The sequence below is a fragment of the Pseudovibrio sp. SCP20 genome (assembly GCF_057774105.1).
Genome location: NZ_JBYMDH010000004.1, coordinates 353,986 through 376,783, shown reverse-complemented (window position 1 = coordinate 376,783; position 22,798 = coordinate 353,986). Strand labels below are relative to the sequence as shown.

General features: G+C 50.8%; 20 protein-coding genes. 9 read left to right on the top strand and 11 right to left on the bottom strand.

All coding sequences use genetic code 11. From position 1 onward, the window contains the following. The first annotated feature begins 597 nt into the window (after positions 1-597). From AC3CB2_RS17630 to AC3CB2_RS17620, 3 genes are all read left to right on the top strand, one after another. Positions 598-864: a hypothetical protein gene (locus tag AC3CB2_RS17630; protein ID WP_037038275.1), complete on the top strand. Its 267-nt coding sequence runs from the start codon at positions 598-600 to the stop codon at positions 862-864. A gap of 1,285 nt (positions 865-2,149) precedes the next feature. Beyond that, entirely contained in the window at positions 2,150-3,526 is a 1,377-nt protein-coding gene (locus AC3CB2_RS17625) for a tyrosine phenol-lyase (RefSeq protein ID WP_054784365.1), read from the top strand. 212 nt (positions 3,527-3,738) lie between these two features. Further along, positions 3,739-5,022 carry an amino acid permease gene (locus AC3CB2_RS17620; protein ID WP_008553051.1) on the top strand — a complete coding sequence of 428 codons (1,284 nt, stop codon included), beginning with the start codon at positions 3,739-3,741 and terminating at the stop codon, positions 5,020-5,022. Positions 5,023-5,735: 713 nt separating this feature from the next. Here AC3CB2_RS17620 and AC3CB2_RS17615 read toward each other — a convergent pair. From AC3CB2_RS17615 to AC3CB2_RS17595, 5 genes are all read right to left on the bottom strand, one after another. After that, positions 5,736-5,960 carry a hypothetical protein gene (locus AC3CB2_RS17615; RefSeq protein WP_352934877.1) on the bottom strand — a complete coding sequence of 75 codons (225 nt, stop codon included), beginning with the start codon at positions 5,958-5,960 and terminating at the stop codon, positions 5,736-5,738. Between the two features lie 20 nt (positions 5,961-5,980). Further along, positions 5,981-6,205: a hypothetical protein gene (locus tag AC3CB2_RS17610; protein ID WP_352934875.1), complete on the bottom strand. Its 225-nt coding sequence runs from the start codon at positions 6,203-6,205 to the stop codon at positions 5,981-5,983. A 40-nt stretch (positions 6,206-6,245) separates the two neighbouring features. Next, positions 6,246-7,811, bottom strand: a complete 1,566-nt coding sequence (locus AC3CB2_RS17605) for a TfuA-like protein (protein ID WP_352934872.1) — start codon at positions 7,809-7,811, stop codon at positions 6,246-6,248. Then, the gene (locus tag AC3CB2_RS17600) at positions 7,808-9,043 is read right to left on the bottom strand and encodes a YcaO-like family protein (protein WP_352934869.1); all 1,236 of its coding nucleotides are present in this window, start codon (positions 9,041-9,043) and stop codon (positions 7,808-7,810) included. The genes AC3CB2_RS17605 and AC3CB2_RS17600 overlap by 4 nt, the downstream gene beginning before the upstream one ends. A gap of 558 nt (positions 9,044-9,601) precedes the next feature. Continuing rightward, a complete protein-coding gene (locus tag AC3CB2_RS17595) occupies positions 9,602-10,504 on the bottom strand; it encodes a LysR family transcriptional regulator (RefSeq protein ID WP_352934866.1) in 903 nt (300 codons plus the stop codon). Between the two features lie 109 nt (positions 10,505-10,613). Between AC3CB2_RS17595 and AC3CB2_RS17590 the strand changes: the two genes are divergently transcribed. Together AC3CB2_RS17590 and AC3CB2_RS17585 are read left to right on the top strand one after the other, a co-directional pair. Continuing rightward, positions 10,614-11,567 (top strand): haloalkane dehalogenase, encoded by a 954-nt coding sequence (locus AC3CB2_RS17590; protein ID WP_352934863.1) that lies wholly within the window; start codon positions 10,614-10,616, stop codon positions 11,565-11,567. Between the two features lie 539 nt (positions 11,568-12,106). After that, a complete protein-coding gene (locus AC3CB2_RS17585) occupies positions 12,107-12,895 on the top strand; it encodes a hypothetical protein (RefSeq protein WP_352934860.1) in 789 nt (262 codons plus the stop codon). Positions 12,896-12,922: 27 nt separating this feature from the next. Here AC3CB2_RS17585 and AC3CB2_RS17580 read toward each other — a convergent pair whose 3' ends face one another. The 5 genes from AC3CB2_RS17580 to AC3CB2_RS17560 all read right to left on the bottom strand — a co-directional run bounded on the left by AC3CB2_RS17580 (position 12,923) and on the right by AC3CB2_RS17560 (position 18,134). After that, a complete protein-coding gene (locus AC3CB2_RS17580; protein WP_352934857.1) occupies positions 12,923-13,357 on the bottom strand; it encodes a hypothetical protein in 435 nt (144 codons plus the stop codon). Positions 13,358-13,542: 185 nt separating this feature from the next. After that, entirely contained in the window at positions 13,543-15,375 is a 1,833-nt protein-coding gene (locus AC3CB2_RS17575; protein ID WP_352934855.1) for a cation:proton antiporter domain-containing protein, read from the bottom strand. 296 nt (positions 15,376-15,671) lie between these two features. Further along, positions 15,672-16,118: a DUF2267 domain-containing protein gene (locus AC3CB2_RS17570; protein WP_352934852.1), complete on the bottom strand. Its 447-nt coding sequence runs from the start codon at positions 16,116-16,118 to the stop codon at positions 15,672-15,674. 616 nt (positions 16,119-16,734) lie between these two features. After that, complete coding sequence (locus AC3CB2_RS17565) at positions 16,735-17,106, bottom strand: DUF4345 family protein (protein ID WP_352934849.1); 372 nt, start codon at positions 17,104-17,106, stop codon at positions 16,735-16,737. 101 nt (positions 17,107-17,207) lie between these two features. Then, positions 17,208-18,134: an SDR family NAD(P)-dependent oxidoreductase gene (locus AC3CB2_RS17560; protein ID WP_352934846.1), complete on the bottom strand. Its 927-nt coding sequence runs from the start codon at positions 18,132-18,134 to the stop codon at positions 17,208-17,210. A gap of 122 nt (positions 18,135-18,256) precedes the next feature. Between AC3CB2_RS17560 and AC3CB2_RS17555 the strand changes: the two genes are divergently transcribed. From AC3CB2_RS17555 to AC3CB2_RS17540, 4 genes are all read left to right on the top strand, one after another. Continuing rightward, complete coding sequence (locus AC3CB2_RS17555) at positions 18,257-19,171, top strand: LysR family transcriptional regulator (protein ID WP_352934844.1); 915 nt, start codon at positions 18,257-18,259, stop codon at positions 19,169-19,171. A 258-nt stretch (positions 19,172-19,429) separates the two neighbouring features. Continuing rightward, on the top strand, positions 19,430-20,314 hold the full coding sequence (locus AC3CB2_RS17550; RefSeq protein WP_352934841.1) for an alpha/beta hydrolase family protein: 885 nt from the start codon (positions 19,430-19,432) through the stop codon (positions 20,312-20,314). Between the two features lie 110 nt (positions 20,315-20,424). After that, positions 20,425-20,919, top strand: a complete 495-nt coding sequence (locus AC3CB2_RS17545; RefSeq protein WP_352934838.1) for a DUF2165 family protein — start codon at positions 20,425-20,427, stop codon at positions 20,917-20,919. A gap of 139 nt (positions 20,920-21,058) precedes the next feature. Then, positions 21,059-21,718 carry a hypothetical protein gene (locus AC3CB2_RS17540; protein WP_352934835.1) on the top strand — a complete coding sequence of 220 codons (660 nt, stop codon included), beginning with the start codon at positions 21,059-21,061 and terminating at the stop codon, positions 21,716-21,718. Positions 21,719-22,105: 387 nt separating this feature from the next. Here the strand turns inward: AC3CB2_RS17540 and AC3CB2_RS17535 are convergent, their stop codons facing one another. Beyond that, entirely contained in the window at positions 22,106-22,678 is a 573-nt protein-coding gene (locus tag AC3CB2_RS17535) for a hypothetical protein (RefSeq protein ID WP_352934832.1), read from the bottom strand. Positions 22,679-22,798: the final 120 nt, after the last annotated feature.

Genomic DNA, 22,798 nt, shown 5'->3' with positions numbered 1-22,798 from the left:
CTCATCTTGCGCCTTCCCAAGTTGCTGCTCTCGTGCTCTAGCGCATCTGTTCGACAGGTGCTCCCAACCAATCTCTCCAAGAGCTGAACTGCCGCAGTATCCCCCTTCACCGTCATCCCGCACAAGCAAAGCGCGATGCGGGACCCAGGGGTGGAGAGGCAATGAGGTTGCGTTTTGGAGTGCTGTATCACTTTCCACTGAATGCAGTGAGCGCTCAGCTGGGTCCCGCATCGAGTGCAGGATGACGGTTTATGGGGGCGTCTCTCCCCACCAAAACCGTCTCCCCACAGCCACACAACCCTTGCTCGCAGTCCTTGCCCATTGACACCGCATGCATCTGGTTGCATGCTCTTGGGTGAGGCCCAAAACCTCTCCAAACAGCGGTTACCGCTCCCGTTAACTAGCGGATTTTTTGTGCCTTTTTTCCAAAAGTGCGCAAACCCTTTGCTATGAGCGGGAGGGCGGCGAATACAATACTCTCTTCGGAGGGGAATAAGCCCGCCTGTCTGTTTGCAGGTTTTTGGCCTCCCGCTCGCCAGCGAGTCCCAAAAGCTTTCTGTCGTGCGGCCTTCAACACCCTAAACAGAGGGATTGAAAATGGACGACTCCGCATGCGCATGCAGCGCCACAAACACTCTTCAGAATGAAATTGACGAAGTAACCATTGCTGTCTCCGATTTGGAGAACCTCGCTTATATGCAGCAGTTAGTGCTGAGTGAGCGATTAAAACACAGCACGGAACGGGATGCTTTGTTCACTTTGCACTACGCTTTGTGTGACCGCCTTGAAGCACTGAAAAAGACCTGCGGAACATTGGAGCGGGTCGCCTTTCCGCAGCCGATAAGCACAGCAACAGCTTCATGACCCAATCGCTGTAACGGTGCTCGCGGCGCTTTGCGCCCACCCCGCATCACAGCACGCCCTGCTGAGGGCCTCCAACAGCTCGCATGGGGCTGATGAAGCTTATGGGCACCCTGCTGGTCTGCGCTCACCCCGCAGGCCAGTCTCTTGTAAGCTTAAAACTGAGGCGAATCCCGGTGCAAATCACGCATGTGCTCTGCCTGAACGTGAAAGTGATTCATGCCAATCAATCTGAAAATATTAGCAGCTATCGCTAATATATAAGTTTATTGTGGAATAAATAGGATGTTTTAAGCTGCGGCAACTTGCGCATTGCCCACCGGTAAAATCCAGAAAACCCTTGGTATTTCAGGGAGGTTGTAAAGGCAAGCACATCGCGTCGCGGTAGCCCTGTCCCCACCAAGCCCCTGTACCTAAGTAGTTTTTCTTTTTGACTTTCAGGCCAATTCGCCCAAACTCCTGAGTGTGTAATAAGTTCAATGATGAATTTACATTGGGGCTGGGAAAATGCGCTGGTATCAGCTGTATTTGAATATCTTGAAAAGAGATAAGCTGCCTTGGCACATCGAAGATGTATCCATGGCCAACAACCTGCACCTCGTCTAACGACCTTTCGCCTGCAGTGGAGTCGCTCCTGCTGCACGGCCGCATGTCAGCTCGCCATCTGCCTCCTATAGTCCGCCAAAGATGCAGAGAGCAGAAGCCAGCCAAACATGCAGCACTCTCCAAAACAAGTAAATATCAGTCACTCACTCTGAAACCACACCCCCTAAGTGGCCGAAGAACTGTGTCTTGATATAAGCAATACAGTCGGCACCTCCGGTTTGCGCTGCAGGTGTGCCCTGTTTGCTTCAGAATAATGGCGTTTGTCTTAATCCTGTCTTCCAAGTGTTGAGCGCATTGGAGCAGAAGAACGGCACCGGCATGCCTGAGACTTGCTGCGGAGACAATATACAGATCACAGCACAACCAAGATTATGCAGATTAATACTCTGCATTGTCAAGTAATACGCATGTAACTATCAGCGCCTTGTGTATTGCATAAAGGTATATGTTGCTGTGATCTGTATATAAAAACGATTATTTATTCACATATGGATATTGTTACTTATTGTGATGATCGAATATTTGGATATCTAATAGTTGATGAAGATTGGTGAAGAGAAAAAGATTTCCATTAGTAAGTAAATAAACTTCAGGAAATCACTATTTTCTTCACTCCCTGAGAATTCGGAAAGATCCGTTCTTTCCGCCCAATTGGTAAAGAAGTAAGTAAGAGGACGTTCTTATGACTAAGTTTATGCCAGAGCCGTTCAAGATTAAATCTGTTGAACCAATGTACTTCATCGACGATGAGCGTCGTGAAAATGCAATTCAGGAAGCTGGCTTCAACACCTTCCTCATCAAGTCTAAAGACTGCTACATCGATTTGCTGACCGACTCCGGTACCTCCGCAATGTCCGACAAGCAGTGGGCAGGCCTGATGGTCGGCGACGAAGCGTACGCTGGCTCCGAAAACTTCTACAACCTCGAAAAAGTTGTAAAAGAATACTTCGGCTTCAAACACCTGATCCCAACTCACCAGGGCCGCGGTGCAGAAAACATCCTGTCTTCTCTGACCATTAAAGAAGGCGACTACGTACCAGGCAACATGTACTTCACCACCACACGTTTCCACCAGGAGCGTAACGGTGCGAAGTTCGTAGACGTTATCTGCGATGAAGCTCACGATCCGGATCTGGCAGACGTACCGTTCAAAGGTAACGTTTCCATCGAAAAACTGCAGAAACTGATCGACGAAGTCGGTGGCGACAAGATCCCTTACATCTGTCTTGCAGTAACCGTGAACCTCGCTGGTGGTCAGCCAGTGTCCATGGCGAACATCAAAGAAGTATCCGAACTCTGCCACAAGCACGGCATCAAAGTGATGTACGATGCAACCCGTTGTGTAGAAAACGCATACTTCATCAAAGAGCGTGAAGCTGGCTTCGAAGACAAATCCATCAAGGAAATCCTCTTCGAAATGTTCTCCTACGGCGACGGCTGCACCATGTCCGGCAAAAAAGACTGCCTGACAAACAACGGTGGCTTCCTGTGTGTGAACGACGACGAACTGTTTGCTGAAGCAAAAGGCATGGTTGTTCAGTTCGAAGGTATGCCTTCCTACGGTGGTCTCGCAGGCCGCGACATGGAAGCAATGGCAATCGGCATCAAAGAGTCCTGTGAGTTCGACTACATCTCACACCGCGTAAACCAGATCCGCTACCTGGGTGAGCGTCTGGACGCAGCTGGCGTGCCAATGGTTAAGCCTTACGGCGGTCACGCAATCTTCCTCGATGCACGCGCATTCCTGCCGCATCTGGAACAGGACAAGTTCCCAGCACAGGCACTGGCAGCTGCGATCTACCGCACCTCCGGCGTACGCACCATGGAACGCGGTATCGTTTCCGCAGGCCGTAACATCGAGACCGGTGATCACCACCGTCCAAAACTCGAAACCGTTCGTCTGACAATCCCACGCCGCGTATACACCTACGCTCACATGGACTACGTCGCAGACGCAATCATCGAGCTCTACAAAAACCGCGAAAGCATCAAAGGTCTGGAATTCACATTCGAGCCTAAGGTACTGCGCTTCTTCACTGGCCGTTTCGCAGAAGTTTAAGCGATAAGCTATTGAAGTGACTAGAAATAGTCATAGAGTAAACTGCATTGGAGGAGAGCCTGAGTGCTCTCCTCTGTTGTTATCAAAGCACAAGATTTACCCATCGTAAGCCTATGTGCGCTTTTCGGGAAAGCTCTGCCGCGGGGCATATTCAATTCGGCAGATGGTTTCTCTCTTGGTCACGGCAAAACGCCGGAGTTGGGAGGCTCACTATGACCATCGCTTCTGAGCAGGTTCCAGCTGCAGAGACAGTTGAACCGCAAACTACCAAAAAAAGTCAGGGCACTATCCTGGGCGCCAGTGTGATCGCTGCTGGCACCGCCGTCGGCGCGGGCATGTTCTCGCTGCCAGTAGCCAACAGTGGTGTATGGTTCACCGTCTGTCTGGTTCTGATGATCGTCGTTGGTTACATCATGCACACCGCATCGTTGTACATCATGGAAGTCACGCTGCACTTCCCTGAAGGCTCCAACTACGACAGCCTTGCAAAGGGCACCATCGGCAACTTTGGCCGCATCGTAAACGGCCTCTCCGTTGCCTTCCTGTGCTATGTTTTGACCTACGCCTACATCTCAGGCGGTAGCTCAATCATCACATACTCGCTGTCCATCTTCGGTGACGTGAACATGTCATCCGGGGTCGCGAGTTTGATCTTCGCAGTCGTGCTTCTGTCGATTGTGATGATGGGAACTAAAGCGGTTGACCGTGTGAACACCGTTCTCATCGGCGGTATGATCATCACCTTCATGATCAGCCTGAGCTCACTGATCGGCAACTCCTCAACAGCCAACCTGTTCCCGGAGATCTCTCTTGGTGATCGCATGCCATATGCGTTCTATACCATCTCCTTCCTGGTGGCGAGTTTCGGTCTTCAGATCACCGTACCAACTGTTACCAACTACCTGGGGCTGGATGCGAAGCGCACCAGCAAGGCGCTGCTGATCGCAATCTTCCTTGCAGGCTTCTTCTACTTCCTCTGGATGTTCGCAGTATTCGGAAACATCTCCCGTGATGACTTCCCTGCAATCATCGCAGAAGGTGGCAACATCGGTAACATCATCGGTGCTCTGAGCGAGTCTGGCATCAGTGCCAACATCTCTGTCATCCTGCAGATCTTCGGCAACATGGCTGTTGCAACATCCTTCCTGGGTGTGTCCCTCAGCCTGTATGACTACATCTCTGACTTGTTCAAGTTCGACACAGCGACCGTTGCCGGTAAAGCAAAGACAGTCGGCATCGCCTTCGTCCCAACCATCATCCTTGCAATCCTGTTCCCTCACGGGTTCATCGCTGCAATCGGTTATGCGGGCGTGGTTCTGGTGATCTTCTCTCTGCTGGCTCCAATCGTCATGGTGCGCATCTGCCGCGAGCGGAACCCGAACATGTACCAGGTCCCAGGCGGTAACGCCCGTCAGGCAATGGTCTTCGGCTTCGGTATCCTGGTGTTCATCATCACTGCGTTTGAACTGACCGGTAACCTGCCGATCTTCGGCTAAGCGTCTGACTGAAAGGCCGAAATGCTTTTCAGACAAAGACACGCAGAAGCAAAAAACTAGAGCAGTTCAATCGATCTAATGGGAACCGAACTGCTTTAGGCGCTCTGAAAAGATCGCAAGAAACACGACTTTTAGTCGGGGCAAATTTTGATTGCGGGTTTCTGCCAAAGCTCCCGCAATCATTCAGCTGGCCCTTTGCTGCCAGCTGCAGACTTGCCGCAGCTCTTCCCGGCTGCGGCAAGTTTTCTGCTGTTCCGACCCAAACAAAACACCCCAAACCCGCTGGGAGGCAGGTTTGGGGTGTTTTCAAGAAAGATGCGGTTAAGGTCGATTAAGGGCCACGCTAGCAATCAAACCTGTCCAGGTAAGGGAGATATTGCCAACTGTTGTAGTTGTAAAACTCGTCACAAATCGCAGGCTATTGCAGACATCGGGGTGGGGCGGCAGGTACTTAAGCCTTCACAGTTACTTAGTCGTCCAGAGCGTCCATGTTTACCAAAAAACAGGTCATCATCATTGTGCTGCACGCACTATCACCCGGTAGGTTAGGGATACTAGCAAGGGGTACACCTGCCGAAATGAGATCTGCGACTCGGCTGTTCTGATTAACGCTGTGTTTATGGAGAGACTTAATTTTACCCGCAGAAAGTTCGTAGCAATGACCTTGGTGTGCAATGATGATATCTCGACTCATACAAGATTCTCCAAAATTTTTAGTCGCCTAAAGCATCCATGTTCAATAAAAAGCAGGTGCCCATCAAAGAACTGGAGGTGCCGTCACCCGGCAGGTTGGGGATGCTGGCAAGTGGAACCCCTGCTGATATGAGATCTGCTACTCGGCTGTTCTGATTAACGCTGCGTTTATGAAGAGACTTAATTTTACCCGCAGAAAGTTCGTAGCAATGACCTTGGTGTGCAATAATAATATTTTGGCTCACATGAAATCTCCTTATCTTCCTTAATCGTCTAAAGCATCCATATTCAACAAAAAGCAGGTGGCCATTCTTGCGCTGCACACATCATCGCCTGGTAGGTTGGGAATGCTGGCAAGCGGTACACCTGCTGAAACAAGATCAGCAACACGATTGTTGTGGTTGATCTTGCGTTTATGTAAGGAAGTAATCTTACTCCCAGAAAGCTCGTAGTAACGGCCTTGATGCGCGATAATAATATCTCGGCTCATGTGAAATTTTCTCCCTTTCCTTAAAATTGGCAATTCTTGCTCACTCAATTCCTTTAACTAAGTCAATGTTCAGTAATATAGCTTGCTCATTTGCTTTAGTTGGATGGTCAATTTTTGCTATTGTTGCACCATTTGTGACGAGGCTCGCAATATTCTCATTTTCTGCGATTGGGCTTGATGGGAGTGATTTCCAATCTTCCTCAGAAATATGATAATACTCGCCATCTAAAGCGATCAGCATATCTTGGTCGTAATCATCGAATACAAAACCTTTTTCTATGATCTTGCTTTCTTCTTTTTGATGATATTGAAACTCTCTAAATATGGCTTCTATAAATGCTTGTTGATAGTCAATGCCAAGTGAACGAATATAGGCGTCTAGATGTAACGGTACGCTAGCGCCAAGATGTTTTGTGAAATACCATTCTAGCAGATCGTCAGAGCTTAGCTCAGATGTTGCAGCTTCGATGCCTGATAAACCTTTTCTCGCCAGATATTCGCGCTTATCCTCGGCACGTTTTTTGAGTTTCCCAAAGATACCTAAGTCACGCAGTGTATCGGGTAGTGCCCGAACTATGTCAGCGTGCAATAATCCTTTAACTACATCAATTCGTTGATGTTTTTCTATAAATATTTGAAAGGTATCTTCGTTGAGGCCTTGTTCTGACATCCAACTCTTAATGTCCTGAGGTAGAACAATATTGCGGCTCACAAGATACTCGGCAAACTTTCGCTCAAACTCATCCGGTTTCGCTATAACACACGCCCGAGAAGCTTCACGTTCCGCCAAAACCTGTGCTAGTGCTATTTCGATAGCTGTTTTGTACGTATCGGGATCTAATCTTAGCTCTTCTAACAGTTCCTCGTAGGCTAATCCATCTACCGCCGGTTCTATCTGACGTATCATACGCTCCCAAGTGTCAGTATGCGCAAATGCAAACTGTGCTTGATACTCAAATAGTTCTTGTTCAGCGCATTTTGCGATATCTCGAAGCATCTGAAGTGCATCTGTACGTTTTGCTTCGACGCGCCCTGTTTCTAACCAACGACGAAAAGAAACGCATTCTTCTGCGGGTAACTTAGCATCCTGAAAAACACGATCATAAGACCTCTGCGAGAAATGCAGGGACTTTGCGACTTTTAGAAATGTATGTGTAAAGTCATCCTTAATTACCCTTTCAGTCTTGGCTTTACTCAAAGTGGCGCGAATATCGACCATGGCATTTGAAAGGGAGGGGTAACCGAGTTCTGGTGGCCCATGTACGATGGCAACTTCATCGTCGTCTTCGACTTGCCCATCTCTATAGGCTTCAAACACAGAGCCGACACCTACCATTCCGAACTGGTGCAACTCTGCAGCACGCAATGCCCCCATGCTTGATGCACCAAATACTCGCACACCTTGATCAAGTGCATATAGTATTTCTTTGTGCCAGACTGCTGGGATGCGTTCGAAGTATCCGTCAATAATGCCAATCAGGCGTGCACCATCTTTGACCGCTTTATATACATCACCCTGAGAAGCGGGAGCCCTGTAATCCGCATCAAGCATTTTTTTTGCTTCGGAAAGAGGCAGAGTTGGGCCGAGAAAGACAACTGGTTTCATGCCGCTTCTCCAGTGAGAGTTTGTTGCTGTGCTTGTGCTCTGCGACCAGCAACATAACCTGGTGCATCATGAATACCTTCCAAGCCAGGTATGATGACCTTTGCCACCTCAATTCCGGGAGTTCTCCCCTCTAGATCAACAGTAACGACTTCTCTCAGGCCTACCTCACGCAATAGATTGATTTGAATTTCAACATCCGCTTCAAAAGAAGCTGTCTCAAAGGTAGGCGTAGCTCCAAAATGAACAGATGGGGCTGCTGTTGGTTCATTAATCCACGTGAGGTACTTATTCACTCTTGAAGGCTCACGCATGGAAAGATAGACGTCACGATGAGCATCATCGCGGGCTCCGGAAATAAAGGTTAGACGAGTTTGGGCAGCTTCAGTAAGGGCACGAAGCAACGCAATTTCGCGTTTAACGTGACAACCGCTACCTTCACTGTAATAGTGTCTTCCTAGGTGATTGGGGATACGATCCGCTATTATACAGGCAAATGCAGGTAAACCTATATCGCTTGTGACAGACCAGACTCCAACAGCTTGTCCTCCGGCTTCCAACATATCAATTACGCTACGGCAGTCTGGATCTTGAACTGTTGTAAGATCAACCCGATCATTGGGGTTTGATGGACCTCCTCGCAATGCCCAAAGTGCCATGCAATCTCGCTCAACAACTTCGGAAATTGCGTGGTTTACCGCTTCAAACCAAGTATTACCGCTCGCTAAGCCATTTGTACTTATTTGAAAACTGCCGCTTCCACTGGGCAATGGTAATGTGAAGTTCGAGTGTACGGATTCATAAGGTACCCATTTTTCATCATCGCTTGTAAAATCGGTACCAGCTATCCAAAGAGTTGGCATGTGGTCATGAAAGCGACTAGTGCTCTTGGCGGGTAGCTGTTTAACATTGACTACGGCTACATCCTCGGACATTTCGCTAAAGCTCGCGAGGCGTAGTGGCTTTTTGATATGCTCAGCATGCCAAATCTCAATGCCTTCCATTATTCCGGAGATCTTGGCCGCTGATTTGCTCAATCCCTTACCTTGGGATACTGAGACAGAGCGTGCATTAGGCCGATAAGCAGCGAAAACAGGGATGCCTATTCGGTCAAGGCCAGTGATATCTGCAACCCGCGTAATCCCATATCTATCCAAATGAGGTAAAACACGTTCCAGTGTAATTGATGGCGGAACTGCTCTGTGGGTACCCCTTAAGTAAGATTTATCTGCCATATGTCTCAAAGTTACTCTGTCGTTGATTCTACTTAATTGTATACCATTTAAGAAGAATACGTGACGACCAAATTGTATTCGCGACTTTAGTTGATGAGTTTAGGGTGGGTATTGCTGTTATGGCTTGAGTAAAATACTTAATTTTATTAAGCTATTTATTTGGGTGAGGTGATTTTGATTAAATTATTAATAAAATTTAAAAGCAGTGAATGTTGTAGTAAATAGCCTATTGAGGGATGTTCTTGTGGTGATTTGTATAATGTTAATTATCTTCACATAAATGCTCCTCTATTTTTCAAGCAGAAATCGTAATTCGTCTTTATGTCGAGATCCATGTTTCCATCATACAACTGCCTCTCACGCTTCTCAGTTTAACTGCGATTCCAAAGCGCACTTCGGAATGACAACAACAGGTGCAAAAAGCAACACAACCTGACTCGCTGCGAGGCAGGTTCGGAGTGTTTTGTAAATTAATCTCATTCGGATGGTGCAATGCGCTTTGCCTTGAAAACTTTTCTCACCCCCAAGGAACCTCAGATACCACACCAACCACAAAGCTCAGGGCCTGTACAGACTGCCCTGCATCAGTGGTTGAAGGGCTTTCAGTTCTTCTGCCAGAAAGTCGACGAACCGCCGGACTCTGACGGTTCGTCTCAAGTCAGAATGGAGCAAAATCCATAGGTAATAGGCAAGTTGAGGTTCTGTTCCCGGCACTTGCTCGAGCTCGGGATACACATTGGCAAAATACACTGGCATGTTCGACATGCCACAGCCTTGGCGAACCATGCTCAGCAGCATGAGACCATCTCCAGAGGAGTGACGGAGTGAGGCATAGGGGAAAGGAGATTGGCTTACCCAACCAGGTGAGCTGCCCGGACCAGTCCATCCAATCCAGTTCAGCCCAGACCCACCCGTGCCAGCATCTGGCATATTGGCCTTGAGGTACTCTTTGCTTGCAAAAGTACCAATCGCCATCGGGTAGAGCTTGCGGGCAATGGTATCCTCATCAATCTCGTAGGCGACCCGCAGCGAGATGTCTGTTTCAGATCGGCTTATGCTTTCCTGCGCATCTGTCAGGCGCAGTTCCACGTTGATTTCAGGATATGTGCTCGAGAACTTGGCAATGATCGGTGCAATGATATCGTGCGCTAGAACGGGTGGAAGCGAAAACCTGATGGTTCCAGCCTCTGTTTTGTCTAGTCCCTCCACCCGGTGGCGGGCGGTCGTGATGAGTTTTTCTATTTCTTCTGCGACCGGCAGCAACTCCTCGCCTGCATCCGTCACTTCAAAGCCACGACTGGTGCGCGTAAAGAGTTGGACCCCGTAACTCGCCTCCAGAGATTTAATGCCCCGATCGACCGTAACATGATTTGCATTGAGTAAGTCTGCCCCGGCCCGCAAACTGCCTGCACGCGCAACCGCCAGAAAGTATGGCAACATTTCCCAATCTACCAACGCCACAGCACTCAGCTCCCTGTATCACAGATGAAACACTTAGTTTCAAAATAGGCGATTTTTCGTTTCAGAAAAAGAACATAGTTTTTCTTCAGAAGACAAAAGGAGCTTAGACATGGAACGTCGCACATTTATCAAGTCCGCAGCCGCTGCTTTTACAATGGCTTTGCTGACCCCAACCACGCTATTCGCAAGTGATGCTGCCGCACCCAGCAAAAAACACATGAGTATATTGGGAGAGTCGCTCGCTTACGTAGAGCAGGGAGAGGGACGGCCCGTCGTGTTCTTGCATGGCAACCCATCCTCTTCATTCGTGTGGCGCAATATTATCCCTCACGTTGCCAAAACCAATCGTGCCATTGCGCCAGATTTGATGGGGATGGGAGACAGCGGCAAACCAAGCATGGAAGAAACCTACAAAGAATCTTCGCAATACCTGTTCCATTTTCTGGATAATCTTGAGTTGGAGAACGCTGTCCTAGTCGTGCATGACTGGGGGTCTGGCCTCGGTTTTGAGTATGCCCGCACACGTCCGGAGAAGATATCTGGCGTCGTCTTTATGGAAGCCATGACACCGCCGTTTATTCCTTATCCCAGTTATGAGGCTATGGGCGGCTTTGCAGACTTCATGCGCGCTGTAAGAACGCCGGGTGTTGGCGAGGACATGATCATGGAGCAGAACATGCTGCTGGATCAGTTTATGCGACATGGAAGTCCGAACGGAGCCATTTCTGAAGCGGTTATGGCTGAATACAATAGATATTACCCGAACGCACAGTCTCGTAAAATTCTTCTGGATTGGATCCGGGAGATCCCGATTGCCGGCAGCCCGGCCTATGTTTCGCAAGTAGCAGAAGCAAACAATGCCTGGCTTTTAGAAAGTGACCTGCCAAAACTGATGCTGCATGTATCTCCGGGAGCAATTATCTCTATGGAGCAAGCCAAGACACTGCAAAAGTCACTCAAGAATTTGGAAAGCGTGTATCTGGGGCCTGGTGGGCACTTCGTGCAGGAAGATTACCCTGAGGAGATTGGCCGGGCCATTTCTGACTGGATACAGAAGTTGTAGCCGCCGCGTGCTAGCCCTCTTTAAGCAATCTCACTTCATTTCTGTGCACGACTTAACTTGATCGCGGGAAGCTTGACTTCCGGGCCCCACCAACAAAACCAACCTGAAGAGTTCTGCTTTAAACAGAGCTCTTCAGGTGAGCGGGAACAGCGGGTAAGCCCACCAACCCTTCCTCACCAAATATAACCCCCTATATTTCAAGCAGAAATCGCGGGTCGTCTTTATGTTGGGATTCATGTTTCCATCATACAACTATCTCACGCGCTTCTCAGTGTACCTTCAGCGTCACGTCTGTGTCTGATCCCCCCGACTATCCTGAATGCAGATGTGCCAGCTAGTGATGCCCGGAATGATCCAAGAGCAATAAGCGGCATCGTGAAGGTGGGTGAGGGGCGTCGGATTGATTGATGTTCACACCTGACGAAGCACGCATTCTGCCACTCAGCGACATGACAGCACTGCACCTTCGCCTGCATCTGGGAACCTCTGAGTATGAGCCCGTGAGGCGGCAGTGGTTCTATCCATAAAGGAGAGTACACATGCCGCTGAAATCCCTTTCCAAATTAGCTACGCTGGGGCTCGTAATCACGTTCTCTATGCTCACCAGCAGCTTAGCTCAGGCTGAGACCAGTGCGGACACCAGCACAGATCCAAGCCTGTTCAAGGAATGCCCGGTATCGCAGGATGAGCCCAACGCTTTCGCTCTGTGTGCCACCGCCAAATGTTGGACAGTCGACACAGTGGCTTACTGCAAATGTGATGCGCTGAATGAACAGAGCATTTCGCTGCCGTTTCACTATGAAGAGAATGGTGAGAAGAAGGACGTCTGCGATTTGCTGAAGGCCGGTATCGACAACGGCTTCACCGTGAGCACCTATGCCACCCCGCGCCAGATGGAAAGCGACTACGATCCTGAAAGCGAGAAGCTCGGCGAACCCATGGCAATGTACACCTGCCCCAACAGTGAGGATGCCCCTGCTGGCTACTCAGCGCAATGTGATGGCGGCTTCTGCTTCAACAGCACGCAAGGCAAGGATTTTCCGGGGATCGGACCGGTGAAGGAAGACGAGATCATCTGCTCCTGCCCGGCAGTGCCTAGCCCCAAGGCAGGTTTTCAGATTGCTGGCCCATGGCTATGCGCCCCCGGTGACAGCAACAGCGACGGCACCTGCTGTGATAGCTCGTTCCACGATAAGCTTTGCTCGGTCAAATCCGTCAATTCCACTGGAACGGAGCTGATGGTTGGTGCGCCACTGGGTGTAGCCAAGATCCTTTCGAAAAAGCTGGATGGTAAAGAGCCAGCCATCAATCGCTGCGTCTTCAAATAAGCAGCAGGCGTATCAGAGTGAGCTCGATCAGCACTCAGCCAACACCACGATGATGTTGTCGAGCTCCTCCCACATGAAGCCCTCAACTGCATTGGTGGTAGGGTCATAGCCGTGATAATAACACCCCGGTGCTTGCCTGATCGCCGCTTCTGCCAGCGACAACCTTTCTTTCACGGAAAGGCGCGGGGAGGCGATGGGCGCATGGCTCTGCGGATCAACTTCAGTGAACGTGACAGACATCAGGCTCCACTCAGACCCAAGCTGCTCTTCCAATGCCAATGCCTTTTGCCAGGCAACCTGCATACTCTCGATAACAACAGAGCGCGGTTGAGAGGCACTGACAACATTTTCTGCCACACTGGTCGCACTCACATCTGAAACCGCGGTCGTCTGGTCTTCACCGTTGCAGGCTGCCAACAACAAGCAAACGACCAGCCCGCAGTGCTTAAAAAACAAACTCAAAACGTCTAGCTCACATCACTCAATCAAAGAACACCCAGCCACAATAAGCCCCAAACCTTTGGGAAAGCTGGCAAAGCCCTGTCTCCCTGCCTCAGCCACCAAACCCAGTCAACGAACCTGCGATAGAAGGCACAGGTTTTCCGATGTTGCTTTGTGTCGTCACAAGGCCGTCCTGAGGTCTCCACCTATTGATCCCGCTTCGAAATCAGCTCACGGGCGCGGTTGATGTACTCGGTGTTTTCGTGGGCTGGCACGGTCGGGTCATAATGCTCTGCCAACTCTCTGAGAACCTGCTTGTCTTCTTTGACGAAGTCCTGTGCCATCTCCTCGGCCTTGTCTTTGGGAATGCCCAGCTCCTCCCAGGCAGATCGGCCCGCGCGGACGGCGCTATCAAAGGTATCGCGGATGATATGATGGGCGCCGGCTGCGTAAAGCTCGTAGACGTGATGCCGGTTGACTGCCCGCGCCACTATGCGCACCTGCGGATGATGCTTGCGCACGTGGCGGACCAACTCCGTGGCAGCCTCCCGTTGATCAATCGCAACAATAAACAAGCGAGCCTCAGCAATCCCTGCAGCATGCAGTAGATCAGGCCGTGTCGCATCCCCAAAGAACACGCGCAGACCAAAAGCCCGCAGCATCTCCAGCTGAGCAGAGGAGTAATCCAAAACCGTCGTCTTGTAGCCAGCTGTCCGCATCATGTTATTGATGACACCACCAAACCGACCATGCCCGGCGATGATGATCGGCCTCTTTTCAGCAATCTCATCGACAGGCAACTCATCCTTGGAGGCCAGCCGTGGCTGGATCACCCGCGAATACACGATGAACAGCGCCGGTGTCAGAACCATCGATATAGCAACAACCAGCAACAGCTGATCAGCAATCGCCTGCGGCAGAACATGATTGGCCACCGTGAAGGAAATCAGCACAAAGCCAAACTCACCTGCTTGCGCCATGCTGAGACCAAACAACCACTTGGCACTGCCCTTAAGCCGAAACAGATGCGCCAGCACCAAAAGCACGAAGAGCTTGATCGCGATGAGGCCGATTGTGAGCAGCAACGTGACACCCAGATTAGCCAGCAGCAGCTCAAAGTTGATGGCAGCGCCAACCGTGATGAAGAACAGCCCAAGCAACAAACCGCGGAACGGATCGATATCGCTCTCAAGCTCATGCCGATACTCACTGTTTGCAAGCACAACACCGGCCAGAAATGTTCCCAGCGCTGGAGACAGCCCAACCAGAGTCATCAGCAACGCAATGCCGATGACAAACAGCAGCGCAGTCGCCACAAAAACTTCTCGCAGGTTCGCCATGGCAACGTAGCGAAAGATAGGCCGGGTGAGATAAAACCCGCCTGCAATAACAACAGCAATCGCAGCAATCGTAACCAAGGCTGCCTGCCAGCCTTGCAAGTCCTCCACCAGACTTAAGCTGCCACCTTCTTCAGCGCCTGAATGCGCACCATGACTAGCAACATCTCCGGCAACACCAGCAAACTCCGGCATCGCGAGCAGTGGTAGAAGCGCAAGGATTGGAATGACGGCAATGTCCTGAAACAGCAGCACGGAAAAGCTGGCCTGTCCTCCGTCTGACCGCAACAAGCCTTTCTCGCTCAATGTTTGCAACACGATGGCAGTTGAAGACAGCGAAAGCAGTACGCCACTCGCCAACGCTACATTCCAGGAGAGGCCCAGCAACATGGCCGCACCCATAACCAGCACAGTGGTCAGCCCAACCTGCAATCCGCCAAGCCCAAGCAAGCGCTGGCGCATGGACCAAAGCATCTTGGGTTCCAGTTCCAACCCAACCAGAAACAGCATCATCACCACGCCGAACTCGGCAAAATGCTGAACCCCAACCACATCCACATTCAGCCCCGACAGGATCGGGCTTATGGCAACGCCGGCAATCAGATAACCCAGCACTGACCCAAGGCCGAAGCGCGAGGCAATAGGCACAGAGATGACGCCCGCAACCAGAAAGACAAAGGCGAGAATAAGAAAGTCGGTCACGGTCAATACCCTCTGTAGCCGTGGCAGGTGTGTGGTCGAAAGCGCAAACCCAGTGGAACCGTCCTTCCACCCGGATCTACAAAGAGCCGATAGCTCAAACTCTGCGCTGAAGTTCAGCACACATCGACCACTGGATCATGCTTAAGTTTTTATAGGCATGAGCCAAATAAACAAGGTCTCCACTGAAACGCCCGTTGTGATGAAGCACATGTGCTACCGGGCCTCTCGCAGTTCAGCCGGGACTTCAAAGTGCATTTTGGAACGACAGCGGCAAAAGCTCGGGAAAGCATTGCCCGTTAGGAGGCCTCTGCTTCAGCAGTGCTCTCAAATCCCCAAAACCGCATGGCATCAGGGCCGATCTGCTGCAGCACCTGCTCAAAATGAGGCAGATCGACATGGCGGTGCAGGACTTTGGCGACGCCTGCCGGGGTTTTGTCATCTGAGAAGTTGTGAAGCCTGCGCAACGCCTTGGCATCCGCCACCCAATCCTCCATGGTGCCGAACTCCGGGTTAAAGTCGTCACGGCTCCAGCCAGACGTGAAGATCGCGCGCAACACGACAGGCAAGGTATCGGCAAAGGCCAGCACTTGCTCTGCGGTCAAACGGTTCCGAAACGCCAGCAACGTGGCCTGCACGCAGGTGTAGGTGCGGTTGCGCGTCACCAGATCCATCGATTCCATGGCATCCAGAAGGAAGGCTTCGTATTGTTGTGATGCGAGTTGATATTCCTGAGGCATGGGCATGAAAGTACCTCCGAAAAATATGGGTGGTCAGCTGATGCATGAGCTTAACCCACGTTTTCGCGCTGCAAAAGCTTTCGATTTTCGAGTGCAATCTAAATCGATTTAACTTAGGTATTCTACGTATATGTACTATGGTGCTGAGTAAAGGCAGGTGAAACGCTAGAAGAAATAGACATAAGAATAATAAAAGAAATAATTATACTAAATTGTGCAACGCAGAATGAAATGCAAAAAGAATATCCGTTGTGACCATGAGTAAATTTCACATTAGTCAAATTATAAATTCGTATTGACATAGGTCAATTTGCTATCTACGCTTTGATTGTCATTGAGGTGGAGGGACTATGACTTTCGGCTTGGCATTATTCATTTGTGTATTCTTGGCAATCCTTGGGATGGTTGTGGTTTCTGAGTTTGCTTCACGTAACAAACCAGCTGATAGCGTAATCGCTGGAATGGATGCGGACATCAGCAAGGAATAACAGTGACATCTAGCCGGATGTGTGGGTTGTAGGTTTCTAAGGACGGAAGGGGGCCTGCAACAACCCGCAATGACAGGCGGCTAGAGCTAGGGTATAGGGGGACTCTAGCTCTGCCGCCTTTTTCATGTCCGCACTCAGAACGGGCGGAAGAACGCACCAAGCAGGGCAGCGATCAGGACCAGTTCCACGATCAATGGTGGGATGACCTCTTTCACAAAACCATCAGCCATCAAGCCAACCACACGGCCCACCGCCACAACTCCCAGCAAAATCGCAACAGCAACGTAAGCCTGAGGCTGTGCCGTCACAAAACCGGTGATCAGCAGCGCCACGCTTGCCAGAAACAGCCCGCCAATGACGGAGCGAATGGTGCTCAGCCCTGCCACGCCAATCGGCTCAAGCGCAAAATTTTTGGTCATGCGGGAAGGGGCAAACATTGAAACGGTGCCCAGGCCAAGAAGCATAAGTGTCGGGGCGCCAACCATAATTTGATATGCGATTTCCATTGTATCTCTCCATTTAAAAGGATTGGGCGTATCTCCGGGGAATGGAAACGGGGTCTCGCAGATACGCGTAGTAAGAAGGAATGCAGGCAAGCTGCTTCAGGTCATGAGACCAGTTGGTGGACAGCCTGATTGGCGTTGTCCTGAAAACTGTGATTGCCAAGATCAGCAAAAAGAGTGCTTTGATCGACCAGCTTGCCAACAGCACCTTCGCCAGCACTGGCGTAGAAAACACCGCTCTTGAACTTCGGATCCAGAATGCCGTCCACGTAACGCTTGGCGCCATCTTCAACGCCATGCATCATGCCCAGCAGAGGCATCAGAAAACCGCCCACATGCTTGAAGAACAGCCTTTTCAGGAAAGGCATATCGTCAAACCCGTTGGTGCCCGTGGTGCCGCCCGGGCTCATGGTCACAAAGCGAACATGCGGGTGCTGCCGTGCCATGGACGACATCCAGAGTGCGCCAATAAGCTTAACGCTCGCATAGGCATCCATCGGGTCGCTCTTTTCAGTAAACGTGCGCCCATCCGCCATGGCGCGGAACTCATCAACGGACGCGTCTTTCAGCGCTGGGCGGGTAACACCCATCTTTGGAATGCCGCGTGCAGCTTCAGAGCCTGCGTAAAGCACTGTGGACGTGATCAGCTGACGCTCCAGCATCTCATCCACCAGCACCACGTGCCCCAGCATGTTCACGGCATAAATGTTGGTCACACCATGTGTGGTCATGCCATTGGGAGACCGGCCTCCCACACCGCCAGCATTCAGAACCAGCGCATCGACTGGTGCAGTCATCTGGCTGATAGCGTGACGCACAGAGGCGGGGTCCATCACATCCATGAGGATGATCTCGAAGATCTCGCGCTTTGCCTCTGCTTCAAGAGCTGCTTTGGCAGCCTTTGCTTTGGCCTCATTGCGGCAGGCGAGATAGATTTTTTCGATAGTGCTGACCTTTGCAAGCTGCCGAGCCGCCTCACGGCCCAACCCTGCATTCGCACCGGTAATTAAAACGGATTTGATCGGAGACATCTCTAGGTTTCCTGCTGTTCATTTGCTCATGCAGAAAATCTAGTCTGGTTGAATTTTGAAGTGTAGATGGGTAAAACTGGACGCTATGTTCCAAATTTGAACCGCAGGAAACGCTCAGAACCATGCAGGAAAACTATTCATTGAACTGGGATGATCTGAAGTATTTTCTTGCTGTGGCCCGCAGTGGCACCATCCGTGGGGGCGCAACGCTTATCCGCGTCAACCACACAACTCTGGCCCGCAGGCTGGAGGTGCTGGAAGAGCGTGTCGGCAGCCGCCTGTTCGATCGCTCCAAAGCCGGACTGGTGTTGACGGAACTGGGCGAGGCCCTGCTGCCCTACGCCGAGCGTGTGGAAGACGAGATGGCCACCGCCTCCCGCATCATCGTCGGCCGGGATGCCAAACCTCAGGGCACCATCCACGTGACCATGCCCCACGGTCTGGCTATGACGTCTATCATGGATGATCTGGTGCTGTTTGCTGAAAAGTACCCGGACATCGACCTGAATCTGAACTTTACCAACAACGTGGCTGACCTGACACGGCGCGAAGCTGACGTCGGCTTTCGGATTGCTGATGAAGTCACACAGGATGTGGTGGGCCGCAAGCTGGTGCAGATGTCTCAGGCCGCCTACTGCACACGCGAGTACGCCGAGCGGATCAAGGACAACAGCGGTGAAGGCCTGAACTTCATCGGCTGGCATGAGGCAGAGGGGGAAACCACCGCACCGTGGATCCTGAACGGCTGTTACCCCAAAGCAAAACTCAAGCACAGAGTCTCAGAACTGGTGCCGCTCATCTCACTGGCTGCTGCAGGTCTTGGCATGGCCTATCTGGCCTGCAATCTGGGCGACAGACATCCGACACTGATCCGCGCCCCGTTCCAGAAACCAATGCCATACCGCAGCATCTGGCTTCTCCTCCACCGCGACCTGCGCAACACCGCCCGCGTCCGCCTCTTCGTAGACTTCGTCGCCGAACGTATCACCGCCCGCCGCAACGAATTCTGGGTCGCCGGTACGAAAACCGGCAGCTGATCGCAGAGCACGGGCCTATGCAAAGCCCTAAGAAGCCTGCTGTTTCCCGCGAATGAGTTCATGAAACCTTCTCTTAAAAGCGCGGGATATATTTTACCTTTCAGCTTTACCTATACGTTAATATATGATCCTATGCGGCTATCTGCAGAGTATCTCCGATAGTGACTGATGGTATTCGGATAAAGATACGCAAAAACAAGAGCTAAAGCAGATCAAGTGTTTGAACGTACAGATGAACTGTTTTAGCGATGAGTGTTTATGGCAATGAAGCAACTGGAAGACATGATGGCCGAAAGTGAGCAGCGCGTGGAAACAGTAAAAATTCCAAGTGAAGGCGCCACACTGACTGGCAAAGCCTATTGGCCCAAAGGGGATCCCAAGTCCTCTGTCATCATCCACGGCGCCACCGGCGTGCCGCAGCTGTTTTATGCCCGGTTCGCCCGCTGGGTTGCCGAACAAGGCCACCTGTGCCTCACCTACGATTACCGGGATTTCGGCGCATCCAAGCAAACTCACCCGCGCAACTCCTCCGCCACCATGGCAGACTGGGGCCTGCGCGATCAGCAGGCCGCTTTTGATGCTCTTTTGAAGCTGGCGGACACGCCGCAAAAACACGTTATCGGCCACTCCCTCGGCGGCTTCATGCTGCCCTTCCATTCCAATCTGGATAAGGTCGATAAGGTCACCACCGTGGCCTGCGGGCAGGTCTATTGGCGCGATCACCACCTGCCATACTTCTTCATGGTCATCCTGTTCTGGTACCTGCTGGGCCCAATCGCAACACGCCTGAAAGGCTATTTACCGGGCAAGGCCCTCGGCCTTGGAGCTGATGTGCCAGCCGGTGTTTACTGGCAGTGGCGCAAGTGGTGTACGTCTCCCACATTCTATTCCAGTGATATTGGCGGCGTTCTCCCTCAAATGAACCCGAACCCTTACAAGGGTCCGATCAAGATCATCGGCTTCACGGATGATGAAACGGCACCCAAAGCCTCCATCGACCGTATGGAACCGCTGTACAAAGACGCGCAGATCATTCGGCAGACCCTTAATCCGGCAGATTTTGAGCTGAAGGAAGTTGGCCATCTGAAAGCCTTCACCAAGCAGAACGAAGCGCTATGGCCGGAAATTCTGAAGGTTTCCTAAGGCCTTTCCGCCCGTTAACAGAGAGCAAATGAAAAGCACCAGAGCTGAAGGCCGCACCTAACCGGCCTTTAGCCCCAATCTGCTCTACTGGCGAAAAAGCGGGTAACGCCATGCTTCTTCGTCTGATCAAAGTTTTGATTGCCCTTTCTTTCGGTGCGTTTGCCGCCATGGTCTGTTTCAATAACTATCAGGATGCTCCTGCAAATCTGGCATATATTGAAACCGTCATTTCCATGGTGGACACCTTCCCAACCAGTCCCAAATTCCGTGCCGTCTTCCCATTGGAAACAGCCCCCACATTCCTGATCATCATTCTGGCAATCGAAGGCTTCATAGCCTTCCTTTTGATCCTCGGCAGCTTGCGCATGCTTGCCAACATCCGTAAGCCAGCCGCCGCATTCAATCACTCCAAGTCCGTTGTTTCCTTCGGCTTTTGCGTTGCGATCCTGCTGTGGTTCGTGGTCTTCGTTGTTGGCGCTGGAGAGTGGTTCCTGGCCTGGCAATCGCCAATAGGCCGCGGGGCCATTGAGACTTCCTACAACATCAGCATCATCGCATTCCTTGGCCTCATCTTCGTAAATCAGAGAGACGAGGAGACCGGTTAGGACCCGCTAAAATACCCCTCAGATTCACCCTATGAGATGTAGCCTGAGACTATCCAGCTGAGGCAATTGAAGGACTGCTTTTGCCTAGGAATTGTTCCACGTTTGAAACACAGAGCACTTGTGTTGACGGGGAGCAGACATGGATACCAGCTTCGGGAGGAATGTATTTTCAGGTCAACCAGCCGCTTCCAACCGGAAGCCGCACGGGTCCATTCCCGCACGCTTTTTGGACAATGACTACTTGATTGGTCTCGGCCTTGCCCTTCAGAAAAAGAGGGGAGACGAGTACCTGACAGGCAGTGGCAACACCGTTCAACGTAAAATCTGCAATCAGCCGCAACGCGTCACTCTCCAGTACACCAACCGCTCGTTCTATTTCTCTTCTATCTGCGATGGCGTCATCCATGTATTCGATTACCTGCCTCAGGATGAGCGCATGGCGCACTTCAACGAGTACGCCCATGTCGGCAAACGTTTCGCCACCATCAAGAAACCGCAGATCTGTGAAGTGCATCGCATCATAGAGGAAACCAACGCCACAAACGCCATCGACCTGCTGCTGGCGGACTACCCCGGCAACCTGACGATGTTGCACCCGCTGAAAACCAATAAGTGGTTCAACAAAGACCGCATAGAATGGTACGCCCGTCAGGGAGGCCGCCACTACCGCATCGAAACCTCAAACACCGGCGCAGCCCTGCATCAATGGACCGACAATCAAATCCTCTTGCGCCTCACACCAGAGCAAATCACCCTGCATTCCCAAATCCGCCTGTACCGCAAAGATGAAGAGAACTAACTTTTCGCAGTCTCTGCTCGGCAGTAATCTGGTGATATTGATTAGAGAAAACTCCCGAGCACCTTCGGATGTTCCAAATGTGAGTGCGAAATTTTGCTGAACGATCTTTTTTATTTCGCCATTGTTGCGGTCATTGTCGTCATAGCTTTCAAAGCCTTTAAACACTCAGGAAGACGCGATCGCTCCAGTGCAGATGGCGGATCTGGCTTCTTTGATGGAGATAGTGGCGACAGTGGTGGAGGTGATGGTGGCGGCGAGTAGAGTCATTGCTGCTCCAAGAAGACACCATCAATTAAACTGACAGCAAGCAGAGATAAGCTTAGTTCTGCTGCTTTTAAAGCAAAAAAGCGGCTCATGAGGCCGCTTCTCAAAATCGTGCTTCATAACTTATGGCCGACACGCATTTCGGTTCCACCTGCAAACCTTATTGCGTGCAAGCTTTGCTTTGTAGCCAACTTCATACATTGCCGCTTGAATTGGCAAGTTGATGTTGGGAGGAAGTACCTTAGGTAGCTTGCTGGTGCGAGCTAAGCGTAAGGGGTCACCATCTCTGATTTCATCAAGGTGCTTTGTGTAGGTGAATGTGTTTTTACATTCCCAATGCCCACTGGGCATACCAGCTACACTTGAACGTTGGTTAACTGGGTATTGTGTGCAGATTTCGGCATCAGAACCTGTGTGTACAACTTCCCATCGCCCTTTCAGCACATGTGTACTTCCTGGGTATACAAGGTATGAACGCCCACTTTTGCTGAAATACTCGTATTGCGTACCTTGCTTCTTGCTCCAGGACTTCGTCGTTGTATCGCTGAAGATGTCTTTATACGCATAGGTTTCCATAGTTTTCTTGGAAGAACTGATCCGTTTAGTAAAGCACTCATCTGACTTGTTGCATGCACTTTGGCTTTGGCAGCCTGTCAGAGCAACTGTAAGTAATGAAAGAAGCAAAAGTATACGCATGGCAAGCAGCCCTAATACAATCTAAAATTGAATCACCCATTTTCTATAACATAAAGAAAAGACAATGATAAATCTCTCAAGAATTAATTTGAGGTGTGATTGTTGTTAAAACTATCAAAT